Source organism: Amycolatopsis arida, assembly GCF_900115565.1.
GTDB classification, from domain to species: Bacteria; Actinomycetota; Actinomycetes; order Mycobacteriales; family Pseudonocardiaceae; genus Yuhushiella; species Yuhushiella arida.
On the sequence record NZ_FOWW01000005.1, the window covers coordinates 1 to 21,076 of the forward strand.

General features: G+C 74.0%; 18 protein-coding genes, 1 other RNA gene and 1 pseudogene. 5 read left to right on the forward strand and 15 right to left on the reverse strand.

Translation table 11 applies throughout. The features are described 5' to 3' along the window. The 7 genes and pseudogenes from BM051_RS30515 to BM051_RS15680 all read right to left on the reverse strand — a co-directional run. Window positions 1-2,126, reverse strand: a pseudogene (locus BM051_RS30515) (hypothetical protein); the annotation flags it as partial. An 8-nt stretch (window positions 2,127-2,134) separates the two neighbouring features. Then, on the reverse strand, window positions 2,135-3,133 hold the full coding sequence (locus BM051_RS15655; RefSeq protein ID WP_092530918.1) for a C40 family peptidase: 999 nt from the start codon (window positions 3,131-3,133) through the stop codon (window positions 2,135-2,137). A gap of 3 nt (window positions 3,134-3,136) precedes the next feature. Beyond that, a complete protein-coding gene (locus BM051_RS15660) occupies window positions 3,137-3,736 on the reverse strand; it encodes a hypothetical protein (RefSeq protein ID WP_092530919.1) in 600 nt (199 codons plus the stop codon). Between the two features lie 3 nt (window positions 3,737-3,739). Beyond that, window positions 3,740-5,806, reverse strand: a complete 2,067-nt coding sequence (locus BM051_RS15665) for a hypothetical protein (RefSeq protein ID WP_092530920.1) — start codon at window positions 5,804-5,806, stop codon at window positions 3,740-3,742. Beyond that, entirely contained in the window at window positions 5,803-8,718 is a 2,916-nt protein-coding gene (locus BM051_RS15670) for an ATP-binding protein (RefSeq protein ID WP_092530921.1), read from the reverse strand. Before BM051_RS15670 ends, BM051_RS15665 begins: the two co-directional genes overlap by 4 nt. Before the next feature lie 3 nt (window positions 8,719-8,721). Beyond that, window positions 8,722-9,183 (reverse strand): hypothetical protein, encoded by a 462-nt coding sequence (locus tag BM051_RS15675; RefSeq protein WP_092530922.1) that lies wholly within the window; start codon window positions 9,181-9,183, stop codon window positions 8,722-8,724. A gap of 12 nt (window positions 9,184-9,195) precedes the next feature. Then, window positions 9,196-9,465: a hypothetical protein gene (locus tag BM051_RS15680; RefSeq protein WP_092530923.1), complete on the reverse strand. Its 270-nt coding sequence runs from the start codon at window positions 9,463-9,465 to the stop codon at window positions 9,196-9,198. Between the two features lie 627 nt (window positions 9,466-10,092). Here BM051_RS15680 and BM051_RS15685 point away from each other — a divergent pair. Next, entirely contained in the window at window positions 10,093-11,292 is a 1,200-nt protein-coding gene (locus BM051_RS15685; RefSeq protein WP_092531228.1) for a cytochrome P450, read from the forward strand. A gap of 20 nt (window positions 11,293-11,312) precedes the next feature. Then, window positions 11,313-11,510: a ferredoxin gene (locus BM051_RS15690; RefSeq protein WP_092530924.1), complete on the forward strand. Its 198-nt coding sequence runs from the start codon at window positions 11,313-11,315 to the stop codon at window positions 11,508-11,510. Between the two features lie 145 nt (window positions 11,511-11,655). Here the strand turns inward: BM051_RS15690 and BM051_RS15695 are convergent, their stop codons facing one another. From BM051_RS15695 to BM051_RS15720, 6 genes are all read right to left on the reverse strand, one after another. Next, window positions 11,656-12,555 carry an SCO6745 family protein gene (locus BM051_RS15695; RefSeq protein ID WP_092530925.1) on the reverse strand — a complete coding sequence of 300 codons (900 nt, stop codon included), beginning with the start codon at window positions 12,553-12,555 and terminating at the stop codon, window positions 11,656-11,658. A 64-nt stretch (window positions 12,556-12,619) separates the two neighbouring features. Continuing rightward, window positions 12,620-12,811, reverse strand: a complete 192-nt coding sequence (locus BM051_RS30660; protein WP_177216945.1) for a PIN domain-containing protein — start codon at window positions 12,809-12,811, stop codon at window positions 12,620-12,622. A gap of 810 nt (window positions 12,812-13,621) precedes the next feature. After that, window positions 13,622-14,011, reverse strand: an RNA gene (rnpB, locus tag BM051_RS15705) — RNase P RNA component class A. Window positions 14,012-14,043: 32 nt separating this feature from the next. Then, a complete protein-coding gene (locus BM051_RS15710; protein WP_177216946.1) occupies window positions 14,044-15,177 on the reverse strand; it encodes a bifunctional RNase H/acid phosphatase in 1,134 nt (377 codons plus the stop codon). Beyond that, window positions 15,174-15,911, reverse strand: a complete 738-nt coding sequence (locus BM051_RS15715; protein ID WP_092530926.1) for a zinc ribbon domain-containing protein — start codon at window positions 15,909-15,911, stop codon at window positions 15,174-15,176. Before BM051_RS15715 ends, BM051_RS15710 begins: the two co-directional genes overlap by 4 nt. Before the next feature lie 22 nt (window positions 15,912-15,933). After that, window positions 15,934-16,752 carry a Nif3-like dinuclear metal center hexameric protein gene (locus BM051_RS15720; RefSeq protein WP_092530927.1) on the reverse strand — a complete coding sequence of 273 codons (819 nt, stop codon included), beginning with the start codon at window positions 16,750-16,752 and terminating at the stop codon, window positions 15,934-15,936. 271 nt (window positions 16,753-17,023) lie between these two features. Between BM051_RS15720 and BM051_RS15725 the strand changes: the two genes are divergently transcribed. After that, the gene (locus BM051_RS15725; protein WP_092531230.1) at window positions 17,024-17,560 is read left to right on the forward strand and encodes a low molecular weight protein-tyrosine-phosphatase; all 537 of its coding nucleotides are present in this window, start codon (window positions 17,024-17,026) and stop codon (window positions 17,558-17,560) included. Then, window positions 17,557-18,444 carry a fructosamine kinase family protein gene (locus tag BM051_RS15730; RefSeq protein ID WP_092530928.1) on the forward strand — a complete coding sequence of 296 codons (888 nt, stop codon included), beginning with the start codon at window positions 17,557-17,559 and terminating at the stop codon, window positions 18,442-18,444. Before BM051_RS15725 ends, BM051_RS15730 begins: the two co-directional genes overlap by 4 nt. Window positions 18,445-18,512: 68 nt before the next feature. Here BM051_RS15730 and BM051_RS15735 read toward each other — a convergent pair whose 3' ends face one another. Then, window positions 18,513-19,091, reverse strand: coding sequence for a DUF4142 domain-containing protein (locus tag BM051_RS15735; RefSeq protein WP_092530929.1), 579 nt, complete (start codon window positions 19,089-19,091; stop codon window positions 18,513-18,515). Window positions 19,092-19,252: 161 nt separating this feature from the next. Here BM051_RS15735 and BM051_RS15740 point away from each other — a divergent pair, with 161 nt between their 5' ends. Then, window positions 19,253-20,155: an SURF1 family cytochrome oxidase biogenesis protein gene (locus tag BM051_RS15740; RefSeq protein ID WP_092530930.1), complete on the forward strand. Its 903-nt coding sequence runs from the start codon at window positions 19,253-19,255 to the stop codon at window positions 20,153-20,155. Here the strand turns inward: BM051_RS15740 and BM051_RS15745 are convergent. After that, window positions 20,088-21,053 carry a cobalamin biosynthesis protein CobD/CbiB gene (locus tag BM051_RS15745; RefSeq protein WP_092530931.1) on the reverse strand — a complete coding sequence of 322 codons (966 nt, stop codon included), beginning with the start codon at window positions 21,051-21,053 and terminating at the stop codon, window positions 20,088-20,090. The two genes, BM051_RS15740 and BM051_RS15745, sit on opposite strands and share 68 nt — an antisense overlap. Window positions 21,054-21,076: the final 23 nt, after the last annotated feature.

Genomic DNA, 21,076 nt, shown 5'->3' on the forward strand with positions numbered 1-21,076 from the left:
GCGGCGTCGGGTTCAGCGGCGTCGGGTTCAGCGGCGTCGGGTTCAGCGGCGTCGGGTTCAGCGGCGTCGGGTTCAGCGGCGTCGGGTTCGGTGGGGGCGGGCTTGGCGGGGGCGGGTTCGGCAGGGCGGTCGGACCTGGCGAATCCAGGCTCGACCGTCTCGGGCCGGCCATCGGACCCGGCCCTGCCTGGCGTGGCGCCGGGCGGGCCCGTCTCCGCCGTTGCCGAGTCCGCGGCGTCCGCCACGGTTACGTCCATGGCCATGTCCGCCGTGGCCATGTCCGCCGTGTCCATGTCGGCCTTGGTCAGGTCCGCCTCGTCCGAGTCGGCCCTGGTCGGAGCCGCCTCGGTCGGGTCGATCTCGGCCGCACCCGTCGAGGCCACCGCGGGCGCGGTGGGTTCGGTGGTGTCGAAGCGTGGCGGCTCCGGCCCCGCGGGCGTGGGCTCGGTGACCGGTGCCGGCTCTGCCCCGGCCGACTCTGCCCCGGCCGGTTCCGGCTCGGTTGGGACCCGCTCGGTTGGGACCCGCTCGGTTGGGACCCGCTCGGCCGGCCTCGGCTCGGTCGAAGGCGGCTCGGTCGGGGACGACCGGGCGGGGGCCGGCGTGGCCGACCCCGTCCCGAACGGCGGGGTGCCGAACGGCGCGGGCTCCGGCGGGGTGGGCGTCGGCGGAGTGGGGTCGGCCGGAGGCGGCGGAGCCGGGCGCACCGAAGGGGCCACCGGCGGAGCCGGCAACGGTGGCGGCGGGGGGCCGGTCGGCGCGGTCTTCCGCGGAGTGGGCCACTTCGGCTGGGGCCCGATGTTCATCGGTGCCGGGATCCGCGGCGGCGGGGGCGCGGCCGACGCGGGGAACGACCCGGACGGCGGCCCCTGCGCGGGGAACGACCCCGAGGACGGCCCCTGCGCCGCGAACGACCCGGAGGACGGGCCCTGCGCGGGAAAGGACCCCGACGACGGTCCCTGCTGCGCCGGAAACGACCCCGACGACGGCCCCTGCGCCGCGAACGACCCGGAGGACGGGCCCTGCGCGGGAAAGGACCCCGACGACGGTCCCTGCTGCGCCGGAAACGACCCCGACGACGGCCCCTGCGCCGGCGAGTCGAGCGGGGCCGCCTTGCCACGGACTCCCCGGGCACGAGCACGCCTCCCGCGCGCCACCGGCCGAGCATCGGACGCGTCCCGCCCTGGCGACGCACCCGAGCCCACGGCCGGCCCGCCACTACCCGAGCCCTGCGCGGCGGACCCCGCGGCGGAGCGCGGACCGGCGGTACCCGAGCCCACCGCACCCGCGCCCGGCGCCCCCGAACCCACCGCGGAACCCGGCGACTCGCCGGCACCCAGCGGTCCGGAACCCGGCTGCCCGGCGCGCGGAGCCGGGGATCCGCCCGCCGCGGGGAAGGCCCCGGACGACGGCCCCTGCTCCCGCGCATCGTGCTCCTGTCCACCCTGCCCGGGACCACCGGCCGGAGCAGTGCCGGGCGCCGGAGGGCCGGCCGCGGGAGCACCCGACGACGAAACACCGGAGGCCGGAGCACCCGGCCCAGTACCGCCCGCTCCCGGCGCACTGACCCCGGGAGCACCAGCCCCCGGCGCGCCCACCCCAGGCCCACCAGCCCCGGGTGCACCGGGCACCGGAGCGCCCGGGCGGCCAGCGCCGCGCGGCGGGATCGGGTCGAGGCAGGGCACCAGCACCGTGGTGTGCTCCGGGTCGGCCACCTTGCGGCCACTGCGCTCGCGGTACACCATCTCGCCGTCCGCGTCGATCTCGACCAGGTAGCCCGCCTCGGCGAGCTGCTCCTCGTCGAGGTCCACCAGCTGCTCGTACCGCGACGGCACCACCCGGTAGATCGGCCACGACAGCCCCTGGTGAGCCTCGTGGAACTGGGCCAGCAGGTTCACCAGCTGCTGCTGCCACGGCAGTGACATCGACTCGGCCAGCGACCGCGGCAACACCACGTACCCCGCGTCCACCCCCGGCCAGCCGCGCGCCAGGTAGTCGGCCAACGGCGTGCTCGACGCCGGCGGCCCGGACGGGCGCGGCAACTGGGGGGCGCCGAACATGCTCCGCGGGTCCTCCGGCACCTGCTGGCCCCGCGCCTTGCCCCGCCTGCCGAACTTCTTCGCCACGATCTCTCCTAGACCCCGGGCCGTACAGCCTGTGCCACGAGCTCGGGCTCGTCCCACGACACCGAGCGGACGTGCACCGGGACGCCGCTCTGCTGTGCCTCCACCATCTTCCCGTCGCCCAGGTACATCGCAACATGGTGGATGGTCTTCGGATTCGCCGGATCGTAGGCCCAGAACAGCAGGTCACCGGGCTGCGACTGCTCCACCGGCAGCATCGCCCCCGCCCGGTACTGGTCCCGGGACACCCGCGGCAACGTGATCCCCGCCGCCTCGTAGGCCCGCAGCATCAACCCCGAGCAGTCGTAGGCGCTCGGCCCGGTCGCGCCCCACACGTACGGCTTGCCCTGCTCGCGCAGCGCGAACTGGATCGCCGCGGCGGCGGCCTGGTTCGGCGGCAGCGCCGCGCCCATCCCCTCGCCGCAGCCGGCGGCGTCGCTGACCTGCCCGAGGTTCTCCACCAGGTGGACGGCCATGGCCTCCCACTTGTGGTACCGGTCCGGGAAGCCGGAGCGCTCGACGGCCTGCGCGGCGTCGCCGGGGCGCATCCGCTCCCAGTTCGGTATCCCGGAGAGCACGTCGTAGAACTTGTTGACCTGGTACGGCGGATTGGTCACCTGCTCGGGCGTGCCCCATCCCATCGAGGGGCGCATCTGGAAGATGCCCAGCGAGTCGCGGTCGCCGTAGTTGAGGTTGCGCAGGCCGGACTCGGTCATGCCGGCCTGGATGGCCACCTGCCACGCGCGCGGGGACATCTCCCGCTGCTTGCCGATGGAGATGATCAGCGCGACGATGCCGAGCTGCTCCTCGGTCAGCCGGGCGGCGTCCCCCGTGCCGCGGTCGGGCTGGCCGGGCTGCGACGGCCCGATCGACGCCTCGCAGCTGAGGTTGGTGATGCCCTTCGCCTCGAGCTCGGCCTTGTCGGCCGCCACCTTCACCACGGTGCCCGTGGTGAGCACCGCCGCGAACAGCGCCGCGACGACGACCCCGACCAGCATCCCGAGCCGCATCGGCTACCCCGCCTGCTCGTAGTGCGCCACCCGCCAGCCGGCGTCGGTGCGCACCACGGTGATGCTCAACGTCGGCCCGTCGGTGGGGACCTCGACCTCCACGGAGCTGGTGTAGGACATGGTGGCCACCGGCTCGCCGGTGACCTTGCCGGCCGGGATGTTCGACAGCTCCACCGTGGACATCACCGGCAGGTACTCGGGGGTGGTGAGCGGGCGGAGGTTGTCCAGCCACTGCTCGGTGGTCATCCCCTCCGGGTGGTGGACCCACGCCTCGGCCCACTGCCGGGCGACCCGCATCGCGTCGGGGTCCGGCGCGGCGGGCGTGGGCGTCTCCCTCGGCTCGGTCAGCCGAGTGGGCAGCGGGGTCCTGCCGGCCACCGCGGACCCGCGGGTGTCCCCGGTGCGCTCCGCGGACGAGGCGGCGCCGGGCGGGGTCCGCCCGGCGCCGCCGTCGCCGAAGATCTTCGGCAGCACGATGCCCAGCCCGACCACCAGCGCGACGAACAGGACCAGCGCGCCGGCGAGGTGTGCCGGCGAGCGCAGGGGCCAGCCCCACAGGCGGCGGTAGACGGCGGCACGGCCGCGGTTGGTCCGGATCGGCATCGGCTACCCCCGCACCACCTGGTCGGTGTCCCGCGGCTCGTCGCGGACCTCGAGCCCGCGCGATGGGCGGTACAGCACGAAGACGGGCTTGCCGGCCACCATCTCCGGATCGACCCGGCGCGGTTGGGGTGGCCGCGGCGGTGGCACGGGCGCGGCGGAGTGCACCGGCGCCGCGGTGGCCAGCCGGGACGGCACCACCACCGGCTCGGGGTCCTCGCCGCGGTCCCACGGCCGGTCGGCGACCGGCGCGGTGTCCACCCGCCGGCTGCCCGGCACGCCGAGCCCGCCAGCGAACGGCGCCCGGTAGTCCAGCGGCACGTAGTCGCCGGGGACGCCGCTGGTCGGCACGAAGCCGGACACCCCGGCGGGCATCCCGCCGGCGGGAAGGGCGGCCCGAGCCGGCTGCCCGGGCAGCGCACCCGGCCAGCTCGACGCGGGGTGCGCGGCCGCGCCGGAGACGTCCATCCGCCGCGCGGTGGCCAGCACCGAGTGCCCACCAGCCTCCGGGCGCACCCGGCGGCCGCCGACAGTGGCGCCCAGCGGGCCGCGGACGTCGGCGTTGCCCTCCACGTCGTCGGTGTCGCGCACGTTCTGCCAGAACTCGTCCTGCGGCGTCGGGCCCTGCTGTTGCTTGCGGAACCGGGAGAGCAGCCCGCCGCGGGGAGACGGCACCGCCGAGCCGACCATGCCGACCGACATCTCGACCATCTGCCACAGCCGCCGCCCCGGCCGGCCGACGAGGAACAGCAGGACGGTGACCAGGCCGGCCATCACCATCTGGGTCAGCATGGACAGCGCCGAACCGGCGGCGAAGATCGCCTGCAGCAGCAGGGCGTGCACGCCGGCCAGCACGGACAGCACGATGAGGTTGAACGCGACCACGCCGGCCACCTTCGCCACCCTGCGCAGGATGTCGTGGTGCAGCAGCGCGACCAGGCCGATCAGTGGCGCGGTGAGGGTGAACAGCCGGACCAGGATCTGCGCCAGCAGCACCGCGGCCTTGGCGAACAGCTGGAACAGCGCGTAGACCATGCTCTGCAGGAACGCGAGGAACCCGGCGCCGGTGCGGCTGCCGTCCTCCCCGGTGAAGTAGCCGGTGGCCGGGCCGAGCTGGGTGGAGATGTTCTTGAACTCGGCCTTCTTCGCATCGACGACCTCCTGCCGGCCGTCGTCGCCGTTCACCATCTGGTTCCAGGTGAACGCCTGCGCGTCCAGCAGCGGGCGGCCGAACTGCTCGGCCTGGGGCGAGTCCGGCGCGCCGAACTCGCCGCGCAGCCAGTTCTTGTACACCACCTCGTTGTGCAGGCTGGTCGGCAACACCTCCCAGATCACCCGGTTCTCCGCATCGTCCACGAAGCCGGCCTGGATGTTGGTGCTGGTCTGCACGATGGCGCGGTCGATCTGGTCGTAGTACCGCAGCATCGCCAGCGACGACGCCGCCAGCCACATCGCGGCGAGCGCGAACAGCGCGCGCTTGCTCACCGCGGAGAGGTCGCCGCGCCAGATGTTGCGGAACATCAGGATCGCCAGCAGCAGCGCGAACAGGCCGAACAGTTGGGCGTAGATGTTGTTGTAGACCTTCTCCGCGCCCTTGTGCACCGCGTCGTACAGCGGGCTGAGCAGGCCGCCCTCCAGGACGGTGTAGTGCAGCGAGTTGGTGGCGCCGACGATGTTCTTGCCGATGTTGAACAGTTGGTTGCCGGCCCAGGTGTCGATGGTCGAGTTCGGGTCGGTGATCCCGGACAGCGGCCCGCAGTCGGTCTGGAACACGTGCCAGACCATGCCGGCGTAGCCGTACTCGCTGTAGGCGCTGTTCGCCTCGCCCTGCCCGTGCGCGGGGTCGAGCGCGCCGACCATCCCGGAACCGGGCCGCTCCGGGTTCGGCGCCTCGCCGCAGCCCGCGGCCGACGCCGAGGGGCCCAGCAGCACGGACTGCAGCCCGAGGACGACCGCGACCGCCACCAGCGCCGACCGGCGACGACCGGCGTCGGTGGATCGTCGGCGGCCGTGCCGCCGGTGCCACGCCCTGGCCAGCAGCAGCGCGACCAGCAGGGTCAGCAGGGTGGTCATGCCGCGTCCCGGCCGGTGCCGTTCTTGCCGGCGCCCGCGGTCTGTTCCCGCCGCTGCCCGGGGGGCCGCTCCTCCGCGGCGAGCACCTGCTCCTCGGTGAGGCCAACCTCCAGCTCGGCCGCCCGCTCCAGGTCCTGGTCCAGCTCGGGGTCGACCAGGTCGTCCACCGGCGGGCTGGCCACGTACGGCCGCTCCTGCTCGGCCGGCTCGGGCGCGCGCGCCTTGTCGCGCGAGTCCGGGGAGCCGGGTGTGGTGTCCATGGCCGCGCGCAGGTGCGCCAGGTGCGGCCCGGAGAAGTCGACCCGGATCCGCTCCACGCCGCCGGCGCCGTCGGCGAAGATGAACTGCCGCGGCTCGCGGTCCCGCTCCACGCCGCGCTGCGCGCCGGGGCGCCGGCCCAGCGCCGCCACCACCTGCTCGTAGCCGACGCCCACCGGCACCTTCAGCAGCCGCAGCGCGTCGGCCTGCGCGGTCTCGTCGTCGAGCCGGCCGACGAACACCGAGTCCAGCAGCGCCACGAAGCCCTGGATGCGCAGGAAGTCCGCGGGGATCTGCGAGGAGAGCAGCACCCGCACGTTCCACTTCCGGGAGTCGCGGGCGAAGCGGTTCATCAGCACCCGGCCGGTGGGCACCTCGGACAGGAAGAACGCCTCGTCGATCCAGACGCCCTTGCGCAGGTCCTTCGGCTTCTCGTACACCGAGCGCTGGGTGAGCCACGCGGCGAGGTTGAGCATCTCCACGCCCAGCGCCTCGGCGTCGGTCCAGTGCTCCCGGCCGACCCCGTCCTTCGGCAGCGTCAGCCCGGCCATCGTGAGCACGGTCATCCGGTCGTCGCGGCCCTCGGAGTACGGGTCGGCGTCGGCCTCCGGGATGAGCAGTGACATCCGCTCGCGCATCTCGTCCAGGAAGTCGGCCACCACCACCGCGTGCTCGTGGTGCTCGCTGGAGTCGCGCCGCAGCGCGTCGATGACCTGCCCGGGGTCGGCGTCGAACCGGCCGCCGACGGCACGCACCGCGCGCAGCAGCACGATCCGGCTCTGCGGCATCCGGCCGACCTCGTAGGGCAGGATGCCGGTCAGCACGTCGAGCACGAGGCGACGCCGGGTCGCGCCGGCCAGTGCCCGCTCCCGCCGCCAGGCGCGCTCGGGGTCGTCCTCGTCGAGGAAGTGCTCCAGCTGTGGCTCGGCCACCACCCGGTACGGGTTGAGGATGCCGGGCTGGGCGTTGAGCAGGTTGATCGGCCGCGCGTAGGGCCGCAGCTCCGGCAGATCGCACAGCCGGGACAGCGGGCCGGACGGGTCGAGGATGGTCCAGTGCGCCCCGGCGCGCAGCGTCTTGTAGACGATGCCGCCGCCGAGGAACGACTTGCCGCCGCCGAGCCCGGCGACCATCGCGGTGAGGCCGGAGCCGTCCCGGATCTCCTGGGCCATCCACGGGTCCCAGGCCACCGGGCGCCGGGTCGCGGTGCACGTCTCGCCGAGCAGGATGCCGCGCCGGTCGCCGACCTCCGCGGTGGCCGTCGGCACCGACGAGGCCGCCCACACCACCGAGCCGCGGCGCAGGTAGGCCCCGGAGGCCAGCGGCTCGCCGGGGATGAACTCGCGCGCCATCGCGTACTGCGCCTCGGGGTGCTCGATGGCGATCTTCGGCTTGTACAGGTCGAGCAGCTGCTGGGCCAGCCGCAGCGCGTCACGCTCGGTGGGACCGGAGACCGCGAGCCGCCACCACGACCGCACCCGGGTGGCGAGCGCGGTGAAGCCGGAGGTCATCTCGTCGTCGATCTCCAGCACCCGGGACGCCTGCCGGGCCAGCGACTGCGGCGGCTCCAGCTCGTGCTCGTCGGTGTAGTGCTTGACCTGCGAACGCACCTTGTTCATCTGCCGCTGCAGCTCGCCGGCGACGTCCTCGGGGCGGCGCACGTAGATCCGCGCCGACCACTCCACCGCGGCCGGCAGCCGGTCGGCGTGCTGCACCCACGGGTCGTCGACCTCGGGGATCTGCAGGCCGTGCATCTGGCCGACGGTGAGCACCGCGACGTGCCGGCTGATCCCGGCGTTGGAGCCGGTTCGGCCGCGGACGGTGACCGTGGGCGCGTACGGCTCGGCGTGGAGGTCGGCGGCGTCGGTGAAGCTGGCGAGGTCCTCCGGCTCCCAGGCGGCGCCGGGCACCGCCGGCAGGTTGCGCGGCGCGGGCAGCCCGAGCGAGCAGGACCGGTGCATCAGCCAGGACATCTCCTCGGCGTGCACCGGCCGGCCCTCCAGCCCGCCCGAGCCGATGACCTGGTCGAGGTGCTCCACCTCGGAGTCCAGCGCGAGCAGCTCGGCGTCCACCGCCTCCGGCAGGATCTTGCGCAGCAGCGGCGCGGCCCGCTCGACCGCGCGGTCGACCATGCCCCGGGTCTGCACCTGCACCCCGAGGTAGACCTCCTTCTCCGCCATCGAGCGGCCCATCAGCTGCTGCTGCTCGCCGATCAGGTAGTCGTCGAAGGAGAGCGCCCCCGGCGTGTCCGGGAGCCGGCTGACGGCGTTGTAGACGTGCGCCTCGGCCCACATCCGGATCGGGTAGGGCCGGTTGGTCACCCGCAGGTGCAGCCAGCGGCCCTGCAGCTCGGCGTACTGCCCGGCGATGGCCGCGATGAGGTCGCGCCGCTGCGAGTCGGAGCGGAACGACCAGCGCTGCGGCGCCAGCCGGTACCAGGCGTAGACCTCCTGGCCGGTGCGCAGCAGGTGCCCGTCGATGCTGCGCGCCGCGATGGACGGGGTGTAGGTGGGGATGGCCTGCTCACCGGGCAGGCGCCGACCGGGCCCGCCCTGCTTCGACTGTGCCGGCGGGGCCTGCCGGTGGTGCCATGCGCTGGCAGCCGAGGGCAGGTCCTGCTCCCGCTTGCGTCGGCTTCCGCCGCGACCGAACAACGACTACCTCCCGACCGCGTCCGGGAACCGGCCGCGGCGCGCTCGTGCTGTGCTCTGCTGTGGCCTGCGGTGCTGCCGGCCAGGTCGTCTCCGCTGCTTCGGCCGGGGCCGCTCGGGGCGCACCCGGATCTTGCTGGCGCTGACCGCCCCGCCGCTGCCGGTGGTGCGCTCCCGCGGGGTTCTCAGCTCGCGCACCCACATGGTGAGCACGGAGCCGAGCGGCCGCTCGTGGTTGATCTTCGAGGTGATCAGCCGGGTGATGGCGATGGTGATGACGAAGGCCCACGCCGTGGAGAAGAAGCCGAAACCGAAGCCCAGCTGCCGTTCCACGGTGAGGACCAGCAGGAACACCGGGATGCCGACACCCCAGGCCACGTAGCGCGCACGCCAGGGGAACGTGGCCTTCGGGGGGCCGAGCCAGACCGCGTCGACCCGGTAGACCTCGTCGTCGGTTCGAATCCGCAACTCGCCCGCACCTCAGCCGGTGAACAGGCCGGCGATCCACTGGCCGACGTCGACCCCGAGACCGCTGACCGCGAGGCCGATGACCGCCAGCGCGATCACCACGCCGGCGAGCCGGCGCATCACGCCGGCGTTGTCGCCCTTGCCGCCGCCGAGCCAGAGCAGCAGCAGCGCCACGGCGAGCAGCACCAGCGGGACGATGTTGTCGAGGAGCCAGGTACGCACGCCCGTGGTACCGAGCTCACCACCCTGTGCCAGGTCCGCCAGGGTCATCATGGTGGTCATTGCCTACTCCCGGGTGGGCGGAGCGTAGTAGTGCGGAGCGCGCCGGAGCGCATCCCGTCGTTGTTCGAGCACTTGTCGTGTTCACCAAACATCATGGCGTTACGAGAGGTAGTGGTCAAAGGGCGTGTTGGTGGCTCGGGCACGGTGACCCGAGGTACGGAACGACCGGTCACACCGAAATCTCGTCGTCCTCCATCATCGCCGCCAGACCGTGTGGTGATAAGCCGGTCCACCCGGATTTCGTAGTGTACGCAGACTCTCACCCGATCGAAGGGGCTGTTGCTCACTCTGGGTTGGGGACATCACCGCTGTTGGCCCGACAACCAGTGAACCATGACCTGATCGGGCGTGTCGTTGGCCTCCCCGAGTGACGGCTCCCGCGACCGCGCTCCGCGAAGTGGATCATCCGAACGGGTCGATCTCCGGAACGGAGAACCGCGAGCACACGCGCATTTCACATCGTTCGGCGACCGTTCCCTCGGCCCGGTGGACTTTCTCGCGCCGTGCACGCTCCGTGATCGCGTTCAGCTACGTCATTTCATTCAAAAATTTGTGAAACATCTGTAGAGTTGGGTTGACGTCACGGGCCCATCGCCCGTGGTGATCCCCGGCGCGGAGGAGCACGCGATGACCGAGACACCCGCACCTCTCGAGGGCCTGCCGACCGGCCGGGAACGGCCACTCGACCCGCCCGCGCCGCTGAACGACCTGCGCGCCGAGCGACCGATCACCCGGATGACCTTCGCCGACGGCGCCGAGGGCTGGCTGGTCACCGGTTACCGGCAGGCCAGGACGATCCTGGCCGACCCCCGGTTCAGCTCCCGGGCCGACCTCAAGCACCCGCCGGTCCCGGCACCACGGTTCGCCGCCGCGAAGCCCGAGCTGCCGCCCGGCCAGTTCGTGCACATGGACCCGCCGGAGCACACCAGGTTCCGGCGGCTGCTCACCGGGCAGTTCACCGTGCGCAGGATGAACCAGCTCATGGCCAGGGTCGAGGAGATCGCCGCCGAGCACGCCGCCGCGCTGCGCCGGTCCGGTCCGCCGGCGGACCTGGTCGCCGGGTTCGCCCTGCCCATCCCGTCGCTGGTGATCTGCGAGCTGCTCGGCGTGCCCTACGCCGACCGGGCGCGGTTCCAGCGGGACTCGGCCACCCTGCTCGACCTCGGCGCCGGCAGCGAGGAGGTGCTCGGCGCGCTCCAGCGGATGTTCGGCTACCTCGGCGAGCTGGTGCGCGGCAAGCTGGCCGAGCCGACCGACGACCTGCTCGGCGGGCTCGCCAGCACCGGGGAGCTGACCGAGGCCGAGCTGGCCGGGGTGGGGTTCCTGCTGCTCGTCGCCGGGCACGAGACGACGGCCAACATGCTCGCGCTCGGCACGTACGCGCTGCTGACGCATCCCGACCAGGTCGCCGCGCTGCGCTCCGAGCCGGAGCTGCTCGACGGCGCGGTGGAGGAGCTGCTCCGCTACCTCACGATCGTGCACCTGGGCACCGAGCGCACGCCGCTGGAGGACGTCGAGATGGACGGCGTGACGCTCCGCACGGGCGAGACCGTGCTGCTGCACCTGCCCACCGCCAACCGCGACCCGGAGCGGTTCCCCGAGCCGGACCGGCTGGACGTGCGGGTCCCGGCCACCGGGCACCTCGCGTTCGGGCACGGCATCCACCAGTGCCTCGGCCAGCAGCTCGCCCGGATCGAGCTTCGAGTGGGCCTCGCTACCCTGGTGCGGGAGTTTCCGAACTTGCGCCTGGCGGCCTCCGCGGAGGAGATTCCCTGGCGTAGCGACATGAGCATCTACGGGGTGCACCGCCTGCCGGTCACCTGGTGACCGCTGGGAAGGGGAACGACATGCGCATCGAAGCCGACACCGAGGTGTGCGTCGCCGCGGGCATGTGCGCGCTCACCGCGCCGGAGGTCTTCGACCAGTCCGAGGACGAGGGCACGGTGGTCGTGCTGGCCGCGCGGCCGCCGGCCGAGCACGAGAAGGCCGCCCGCGAGGCCGTGGAGCTGTGCCCCTCCGGTGCTTTGCGGATCGTCGAGGACTGAGCGCCGGGAGTCCCGCGCCCGTGCTCGGGCGCAACTCGCCGGGCCGGACTCCCGGTCCGGCGACGGGAACGGGCGGTTCGCTGTCCGAACGTTTGGTTCGCCGTCCCCGGCGTCGAGTTCGCGGTTCCGAACGTCGAGTTCGCGGTTATTGGCGGGTGCCCTGGGGGGCGGCGGCGGGGGCGGCGGGGGCGAAGACGTTGTCCGGGAAGGCGCCGACGGCGACGATGGCGCGGCTGAGGGACCGGCCGAGGTCGTGCAGGCGCTCGGCCTTGTCGGCGCCCAGCCAGGCCCACGGCGCGGCGGCGGAGGAGTTGGTCACCGCCTCGACCTCGTCGCGCAGTCGCTGGCCCTGCTCGGTCAGCGCGCCGCGCTCGTCGAGGAACCCCTGCTCGCGCAGCCGGTCCGCGGTGCCCGACCACTGCTCGTCGGACCAGCCGCGGCTGACCTTCGCGACCGGCTCCAGGAAACCCCTGCCGGTCGCGGTGTGGGTGACCAGCGCGGTGAGCCCGTTCAGGCCGGCACCGACCAGCGCGGCGACGTGCCCGTCGCCGCGGAACTCGCGGAGCAGGCTGACCGCGTGCCAGAGCACCAGGTGCGGTTCGCTCGGCCAGTCGAGGTCGGCGTGGCCGGCGTAGAGCGGCCGGCCCTCCGGGACGCAGCCCTCCGCGGCCGCCCTGGCGAGCTCGGCGGCCTCGGCCACCTGCTCGCCGGCGAGGGTGTCGGGGCCGAGCAGCCGGCGCAGCGCGGCGTCCACGGCGGCGAACCGCGCGGCGACGACGTCGGTGGGCGAAGCCAGCTCCCATGCCCTCGGGATGTGCCGGGCGACCAGCTCGGGGTTGAAGTTGAAGAACGTGGCGGCCACCGTCCCCGGGCCGACCGCACCCATCGGCGCCGACCGGCTGGCGAAGTAGCACATGCGCCCGGGACGCAGCCCGGCCCCGGTGAGGCACTCCTCGGCTTCGGGGGCGAAGTAGATCATCGAGTGCAGCGGGTCCAGCACCCGGTGACAGCGGAAGGCGATCGTGGCGGCGTCGTTCCGGTTCATGTGGTCAACGTAGTGCACACCAAGGTCACCAGGGAGCGCTCGCGCCCGATCCACCGCTGGTCGACTACGGCGGCAACGTGAACGCCGCGGCGTGCCGAGGCTTCACCACGGAGAAGTGACGCAGGTCCAGGGTGGCCAGCCGGGTGACGCCGAGCCGTTCGGCCACAGCGACCACGCAGGCGTCCGCGGTGCCCAACGAGAGTTCCGCGTACTTCTCGACGAGATCGGCCGCGCGGGCGACGTCGGTGCGGAGCATGGACTCCACGACGGACGGCCCGTCCGCGACATCACGGAGAAACGCGGCCTCGGCGCGGGCACCGGCCCGGGTTGAGCAGGTAGCCGATCTCGGCGAGTGGTGGTTCGGGCAGGACCGCCGGGTGCGCCCCGTATCGGGTTTGTTCGGCGAGCCGCCGCAAGGCCGCCACCGCGGCCGACGCCGCTCATCGGGCACGGCTTCCAGCAGCCGGCGCGCCTCCGCCCGCGGTTCCGGCTCGGCCTGCCCCGGGCTCCCGCTCCGCCCGGCGGCACGCGCGGCGCGGCCCACGTGCCAGGCCGCCACCGGCGGCGCGCCCACGGCAGACACGACGCGACCCCCGCCCCACCGCCGGCACAGCCAGTGAGACGAGGGCCACGAGCGCGAAGCTAGCAGCTACCGCAGCAGCCACACCCGGGACCGCTGCACGAGCTGCAACAGCTACATCCACCCATCGGAACACCACTCCTTCCATCCACGCGGCCAACGTGCCTGATCAAAGGTAGGTAAGCCTTACCGCTCCCCGTACCGCCTCACGGGTGATCCATGGCGGTATCGCGATGTGACCACGCATCCAGCTCCGGCTGACCGGGCGCGATCCAGTGGGTCGACTTGGAGCACCCCCACCGCCCCGAACGCGGATCGTCCAATGGAGACGGCTTCGTGTCGGGGCGATGGGGAGGAGTGGCCAAGGGGGCAAGATCAGGCCGTCAGACGTCGAGCAAGGGTGAGAAACGACGAGAACTACCGAGTTGCATTCCCGCAGCTCAGCGGCCATATCGGCGGCCCTCCCCCAGGTCGAGGAGGGTGGGGCGGACGAGTTGGCATGTAAGCCGGATTCTGTCCCCGCGCCGGGTGGCGCGGTGGGCGACCATCCATCTCGGCCTGCCGTCGCCGGCAGGCTCCAGCGGCCTACCCGCAGGCATCGGGCGGGCCGCCCTCGAACGCCTGCGCAGGAGCTCGCGCTCCCTCTTGGCCTTGCTCCGGGTGGGGTTTACCGAGCCACCCCGGTCACCCGGGGTGCTGGTGGTCTCTTACACCACCGTTTCACCCTTACCTGGCCGCAGCGGCCAGGCGGTCTGTTTTCTGTGGCACTGTCCCGCGGGTCGCCCCGGGTTGCGGTTAGCAACCACCCTGCCCTGCGGAGTCCGGACTTTCCTCGATACCGCGCGAACGCGGCGTCGCGGCCGCCCTGCCAACTCGTCCGCGCCCACCATTCTATCGCCGTGGCTCGCTCAGCCCAGGTGCGAGGTGTCGTTCACCAGCCGCACGGACGCGTTGCCGTCGGGGTAGAACTCCACCACCGACAGCGACGCCAGGTCCAGGTGCAGCCGGAACAGCAGCGCCGGCCCAACGTCCAGCCCCATCCGCAGCAGCGACTTGATCGGCGTGACGTGGCTGACCACGACCAGCGTCCGCCCGCCGTGGGCGGCGATCAACTCGTCACGGAGCCGCCGCACCCTGCGGTGCACGGCGTCGAAGCTCTCCCCGCCCGGCGGCGCGACCGCGGTGTCCGCCAGCCAGCGCCGGTGCAGCTCGGGGTCGCGCTCCGCGGCCTCGGCGAAGGTCAGCCCCTCCCACTCGCCGAAGTCGGTCTCCAGCAGGCCCTGGTGCGTCTCGACCCGGCCGCCGAGCGCGTCGGCCACCGCCTGCGCGCTCCGCAGCGCCCTGGTCAGCGGGGACGCCACGATCGGCACCGACCCAGCCTCGCCGACCAGGTCCGGCCACGCCGCCAGCCGTTTCGCCGCGGCCTCGGCCTGCCGCACCCCCAGCTCGGTCAGCGGGACGTCGTCCCGGCCGGAGTACCGCCGCTCCACCGACATCGGGGTCTGCCCGTGCCGCAGCAACAGCAGCCGGGTGGGCGTACCGGTCGCCCCGGTCCACCCCGGCCCCGAACCGCGATCCGTGTCGCCGCGCTCGGCCTCGCTCGGCGCGGCCGCGGCGATAGTGGTTCGCCCGGCCTGGGTGTCCATGGCCTCGTTGGCCAGCCGGTCGGCGTGCGCGTTGCGGGACCGGGGGACCCACTCGTAGCGGACCCGGTCGAACCGCCCGGCCAGCTCCCCGGCCCGCCGCGCCAGCGGTCGCAGCGCCGCGTGGCGGATCTTCCACCGGCCGGACATCTGCTCCACGACGAGCTTCGAGTCCAGCCGGGCGTCCACAACGGACGCGCCCAGCTCGGCGGCGACCTCCAGCCCGGCGATCAGGCCCTCGTACTCGGCGACGTTGTTGGTGGTGACGCCCAGCCCGGCGCTGCGCTCGGCGAGCACCTCACCGGTGCCGGGGTCACGCACGACAGCGCCGTAACCGGCGGGTCCGGGGTTGCCGCGCGAGCCACCGTCGGCCTCGACGCGGACCCGCCGGCCTGTCACAGGCCGGACTCCAGCGTGCGGACCAGGATCGCGCCGCAGTTGTCGCAGCGCACCACCTCGTCCTCCGGTGCGGCCTTGATCTCGGCGACGGTGTTGCGGTCCAGCTCGAGCTGGCACGCGCCGCACCGGCGGGCCCGCAGCAGCGCGGCGCCGATGCCCTTCTGCGCGCGGACCCGCTCGTACAGGCCGAGCAGGTCGGCGGGGAACCGGGGCACCAGCCGCTCCCGGTCGGCCTTCCGGCGGGCCTCGGTGGTGTCCAGGTCGGCGAGCGTCTCGTCCCGCCGGCGGGTGGCGTCGCCCAGCGCCTGCTCGGCCTTGTCCACCTCGGCGCTGGTGCGCTGGGCGTCCAGCTCCAGCGCCTCCCGCCGCTCCATCAGCTCCAGCAGGTCGTCCTCCAGCGCGGAGCGGCGGCGCTTCAGGGTCTCCAACTCGTGCTCGAGGTCAGTGAGCTGCTTGGCCGACACCGAGCCGGAGTCGAGCAGCTTGCGGTCGCGGTCCTCGCGGGCCCGCACCGAGTCGATCTCACGCTCCTGGCGGGTCACGTCGCGGTCGAGGTCGGAGGCCGACAGCCGCACCGCGACGAGCGCGTCCTTGCGCTCCCGCAGGGTGCGTTCCCCCTCGACGACCTCGGCCTGCTCGGGCAGGGTGCGGCGCCGGTGCTCGATTCGGTTCAGCTCGGCGTCGACCTTGGCCAGGTCGAGCAGTTGACGCTGTACGGCGGGTTCGGCCTTCACTCTGCGTCTCTCCCTGTCTCCCTCAGCCTGCGCGCAGGGTCCACGGGTCGGTGCACCGCGTGGACACGTGAACGTCGACGTTACCCGCCCCGGCCGCGTCGATCACGGCCGAGGCTTGCCGGCACCACGGCCACTCGCTGGCCCAGTGGGTGATGCCCACCAGCGCCGGCGCCGCCGGGCCGGTCTCCAGGTGCTCGCCGGCCGGGTGGTGCCGCAGGTCGGCGGTGACGTAGGCGTCGACCCCGGCCGCGGTGGCCGCGCCGAGGTAGCCGTCGCCCGCGCCACCGGACACCGCCACCGTCCGAATGGGACGGTCGGGGTCGCCGGCGCCGAGCACGCCGGGCACGGTGGGCGGCAGCGCGCGGCCCACCCGCGCGACGAACTCGGCGAACGGCTCGGCCGAGGGCAACTCGCCGATCCGGCCGATGCCGGTGGTGGGATCGGCCGCGTGCGGGGCGAGCGGGCGCAGCACCCGCAGGCCGAGCGCGACGGCCAGCGCGTCGGAGACGCCGGGGGTGGCGGAGTCGGCGTTGGTGTGCGCGCAGTAGAGCGCGGTGCCGGTGCGGATCATCCGGTGCACCAGCCGGCCCTTGGCGGTGTCGGTGCCGACGCCGTGCACGCCGCGCAGCAGCAGCGGGTGGTGCGCCACGATGAGCTGTGCCCCCAGCTCGGCGGCCTCGGCCACGGTCTCGCCCACGACGTCCACGCACACCAGCACCCGGGTCACCGGCTCGGCCGGGTCGCCGCAGACCAGGCCGACCGCGTCCCAGGACTCGGCCAGCTCCGGCGGGTAGGCGGTCTCCAGGGCCGCGATGACATCGGCGACGGTCGTGGTGGACATGGCCCGATCCTCGCACGCCCCGGCCTTCGCCCCCGGCCCTCAGCTCGATCGCGTGGGCGGCGGCTTACGGGTGAATCCCATCTCGATGGCTTTACCGTTCGCACAGGTGTGCGTGACGTCGGGGTGGAGGCGCCGCGCGTGTGGCCGCAGGTTCTTCCAGGTGAGGTGGTGGCCACGCCGCACGGCACGGGCATCCGGCGATCCGGTCAATGATCGGCCGTACGCGGCGGGCGGGACCGCCCCGATGATCGGCATGGGCGACACTGGCGGCATGGCGAACGACATCTCCGGATCCGCCGGCGAGGCTCCCCTGCACGTCTGCTTCGTCTGCTCGGGCAACATCTGCCGCTCCCCCATGGCGGCGCTGATCTTCACCGAGCACCTGCGCCGCGCGGGGCTGGCCGACCGGGTGCGGATCAGCAGCGCCGGCACCGGGCCGTGGCACGTCGGCGAGCCGGCCGACCAGCGGGCGACCCAGACGCTCACCCGGCACGGCTACGCCGTCGAGCACGTGGCCGCCCAGGTCGACGACGACCATCTCGCCGCCGACCTGCTGCTCGCCGCCGACCGCGGGCACGTCGAGGCGCTGCGCGCGCTGGTGGACGACCCCGGCAAGGTGCGCCTGCTGCGCGACTTCGACCCGACCGCCCCGCGCGGGGCCGAGGTGCCCGACCCGTACTACGGCGGCGCCGACGGGTTCGACGTGGTGCTCGGCATGATCGAGCGGGCGATGCCGACGCTGCTCGACTGGGTCCGCGAGCACCTCCGCGAGAACGACGAGACCGAGACCCTTCGCGAGACGTCATGACCGGGGCGACGAGCGCCACCGCCCGCGCCGCGGCCGAGCGGCACACGGGACGGACCACCGCCAGCGCCCGGCCGCTCGGCGGCACCGCGTTCCTGGTCGACCTCGACGGCGGCGAGCGGGTGGTCACCAAGCGCGGCGCCGGGCCCGGCGCGGCCAGGGCCGAGGCCGCCGGGCTGCGCTGGCTGGCCGAGCCCGGCGACGTGCCGGTGCCGGAGGTGTTCGGCGACGACGAGGACTGGCTGGTGATGCGGCACGTGCCGGGCGGCCCGGCGAGCCCGGCCGCCGCCGAGCGGTTCGGCCGTGGACTCGCGGCGCTGCACCTGCGCGGCGCGCCCGCGTTCGGCGCGCCGCCGCCGGGCGGGCCCACCGACGCGTGGATGGGCCTCGCCCCGATGCGCAACGAGCACCGCGCCGACTGGCCCACGTTCTACGCCCGGGACCGGGTCGAGCCGTACGTGCGGATGGCGGCCGACCAGGGCGTCTTCACCGCCGACCAGGTGGCCGTGTTCGACCGGCTGTGCGCCCGGCTGCCGGAGCTGGCCGGCCCGGCCGAGCCGCCGGCCCGGCTGCACGGCGACACCTGGAGCGGCAACGTCCACTGGGCCGACGACGGCCTGGTGTGGCTGATCGACCCCGCCGCGCACGGCGGCCACCGGGAGAGCGACCTGGCCATGCTGCGGGTGTTCGGGCTGCCCCACCTCGACCGCGTGCTCGGCGCCTACGCCGAGGCCGCCGCCGACGCCGGCGCGCCGCTGGCCGACGGCTGGCCCGACCGGGTCGGCCTGCACCAGCTGCACATCCTGCTGGTGCACGCCGCGCTGTTCGGCGGCGGCTACGGGCAGCAGTCGCTGGCCGCCGCCCGGGACGCCCTGCGGCTGGGCTGACCGGGGCGGCCGGCCGGACTGCGACGGTCGGTCTTCGTCGCGGACGAGTCAGGCTCACCCGGTCGTGCTCAACAGGTGATCAGCGCGGCACGAGCCCTGTCCAGGTGGTGCTGGATGACCGGGGCGGCTTCGCGAGCCAGCCGTTTCACCTCGGGCGAGTGACCGAGCTCGAGTTGCCGCTGGCCGAGCTCCAGTGTCGCGATGTGGGCCTCGACCTGCATCCGCAGCCACGCGAGGTCGAACTCGCGCCCGGACTTCGCGGCCACCTCCTTGAGTTCGCCGCGCTGCTGAGCGGTCGGGGCCATGGGCAGCAGCACGCCGTGCGGCACGGCGACGGCGAACCCGTTGGCGTCCAGCCGCAGGTGGTCGCGGACCAGCATGGCTCCGAGGTGCCGTACGTCAGCACACTGTCCCTTGACCTGCGCCGTCGACCCCGCCCAGATCTCGGCGAGGTTCCCCTGGTGCGAGGCTCTCAGGAAAGCCAGATCCTGTGCCGATAGCTGACGCGTCCCGTGCTGGGCACGAACCTCGGACAGGGCCGAGGCGGACGCGAGCGCCGTCTGGGGCGATGCCTGTGCGGCGGGGGCGGTGGTCAGCGCGAGAGCACTGGCCATCCCAGCGGCCAACAGTAACCGAATTTTCCTCATGTCCTCTCCTTGTGCCGATTCTCGTGTCGATACTTCGACCGTGAGGAGATGCCCACGGATCGTGAGCAATAATCCACTTCACGCAATCGGATGGCTTTGTCGTCGACGGCCGACGGGGACGCGCCGCGGCTCGAGTGAACCGGGCGACCTACCGTGGAGGGGTGCGGTTGAGATTCCTGCTCCGGCCGAGCTGGCTGGCGCTGACGCTGGTGGTGTTCGGCTTCGCCACCCTGTGCTTCACCCTGCTCGCGCCGTGGCAGTTCGACCGGCACGCCGAGCGCAGCGCCCGCAACGCCGCGCTGCAGGAGTCGTTCACCGCACCGCCGCGCCCGCTGGCCGAGGTTCTGCCCGAGGGTCGCGCGCCGGACGAGCACACCCAGTGGCAGCGGGTCACGCTCACCGGCCACTACCTGCCCGAGCACGAGGTGGTCGCCCGGCTGCGCACGGTCCAGGGCGAGCCCGCGTTCGAGGTGCTCACGCCACTGCGCACCGGCACCGGCGCGGTGGTGCTGGTCGACCGCGGCTACGTCCGCCCCGACGACCGGCTCGACGTGCCGCCCTACCCCGCCCCGCCGGCGGGCGAGGTGCGGGTGGTGGGCAGGGTGCGGATGGACGAGACCGACCCGAAGGCCCGCGACGCCTTTGCCGACGAGTCCACCGGCGGCCGGCCGCACAGCTACAGCGTCGACTCGCGGGTGGTGGCCAGGGCCAGCGGGCTGGACCTCCGCCCCGGCTACGTGCAGCTCGAGGCCGATCAGCCCGGCGTGCTCGGCGCACTTCCGCTGCCGCAGCTCGACGCGGGCCCGTTCCTGTCCTACGCGCTGCAGTGGATCGCGTTCGGCGTCATGGCGCTGCTCGGCTGGCTGTACTTCACGGTCCGGGAGCTGCGCCCCGGCGGCGCGCTGGCCGGCGAGCGGCCGGAGCGGCGCAAGTCCGTCGCCCAGCTGCTCGCCGAGAACGAGGACGAGGACGAGGACGAGGACGGCGGGTCCGGGGTCAGCGCCGCCGGCGACGACCACGCCGGCGCCGCAGCCCGGACAGCACCGCCAGCACCGCGGAGCTGACCCCGGCCAGCCACCCGACCACCCTGGACAGCTCGACGGCGCGGGTGACGTGCCCGCTGTCCGGGTTGCGCCCGTCCCCCAGCACCGGCAGCTCGGCCACCCCGTGCGGGTACACGGTCCGCCCGCCGAGCCGCACCTCCAGCGCACCGGCGAAGGCCGCCTCCACCCGGCCGGCGTTCGGGCTCGGATGGGCCGAGGTGTCCCGCCGCCACGCCCGCCACGCCCCGGCCGCGGAGCCGCCGACGACGGGTGCCGCGACCACGGTCAGCGCCGCCGCCGCGCGGGTCGGCAGCAGGCCGACCAGCTCGTCCACTCGCGCGGTGGCCAGGCCGAACCGGGTCCGCCGGGGTGCCCTGGTGCCCAGCCGCTTCGCCAGCAGCCCGGCTGCTCTGGCGCCGAGCAGGCCGGGCGCCCCGGCCAGCGCGCCCCACACCAGCGGCGCCACCACGAGGTCGTTGGTGTTCTCCGCGACCGTCTCCACCGCCGCCCGGTCCAGCGCGACCAGGTCCAACCCCTCGGTCCGCCGCGGGTCCAGTGTGGACAGGACGCGCCGGGCGGCGGGCAGGTCGCCGGTCTCCAGCCGGCGGGCGAGGTCGGTGCCGTCGACGGCAAGCCCGGCCCCGCCGAGCACCGCCCACGTGGTGGCCGCGGTGCCGGCGGCCTGCAGCATCGGGTGCCGGCGGCCGGCCAGCTCGGCCACCACCCCGGCGAGCAGCGCCGCGCCGACCAGCCCGCCGGCGTAGAGCGCGCCGGACACCGGGGAGTCCCCGGGCAGCCGCCGTTCGAGTGCCCGTGCGGCGCGGGCGAAGCCGGCGGAGGGCCGGCCGTGCTTGGGATCGCCGAGCGCGCCGTCGGCGACCACTCCCAGCAGCAGTCCGATGGCTCGCGCCGTGCTCACCCCTGTGGCTCCCCGCTCTACCG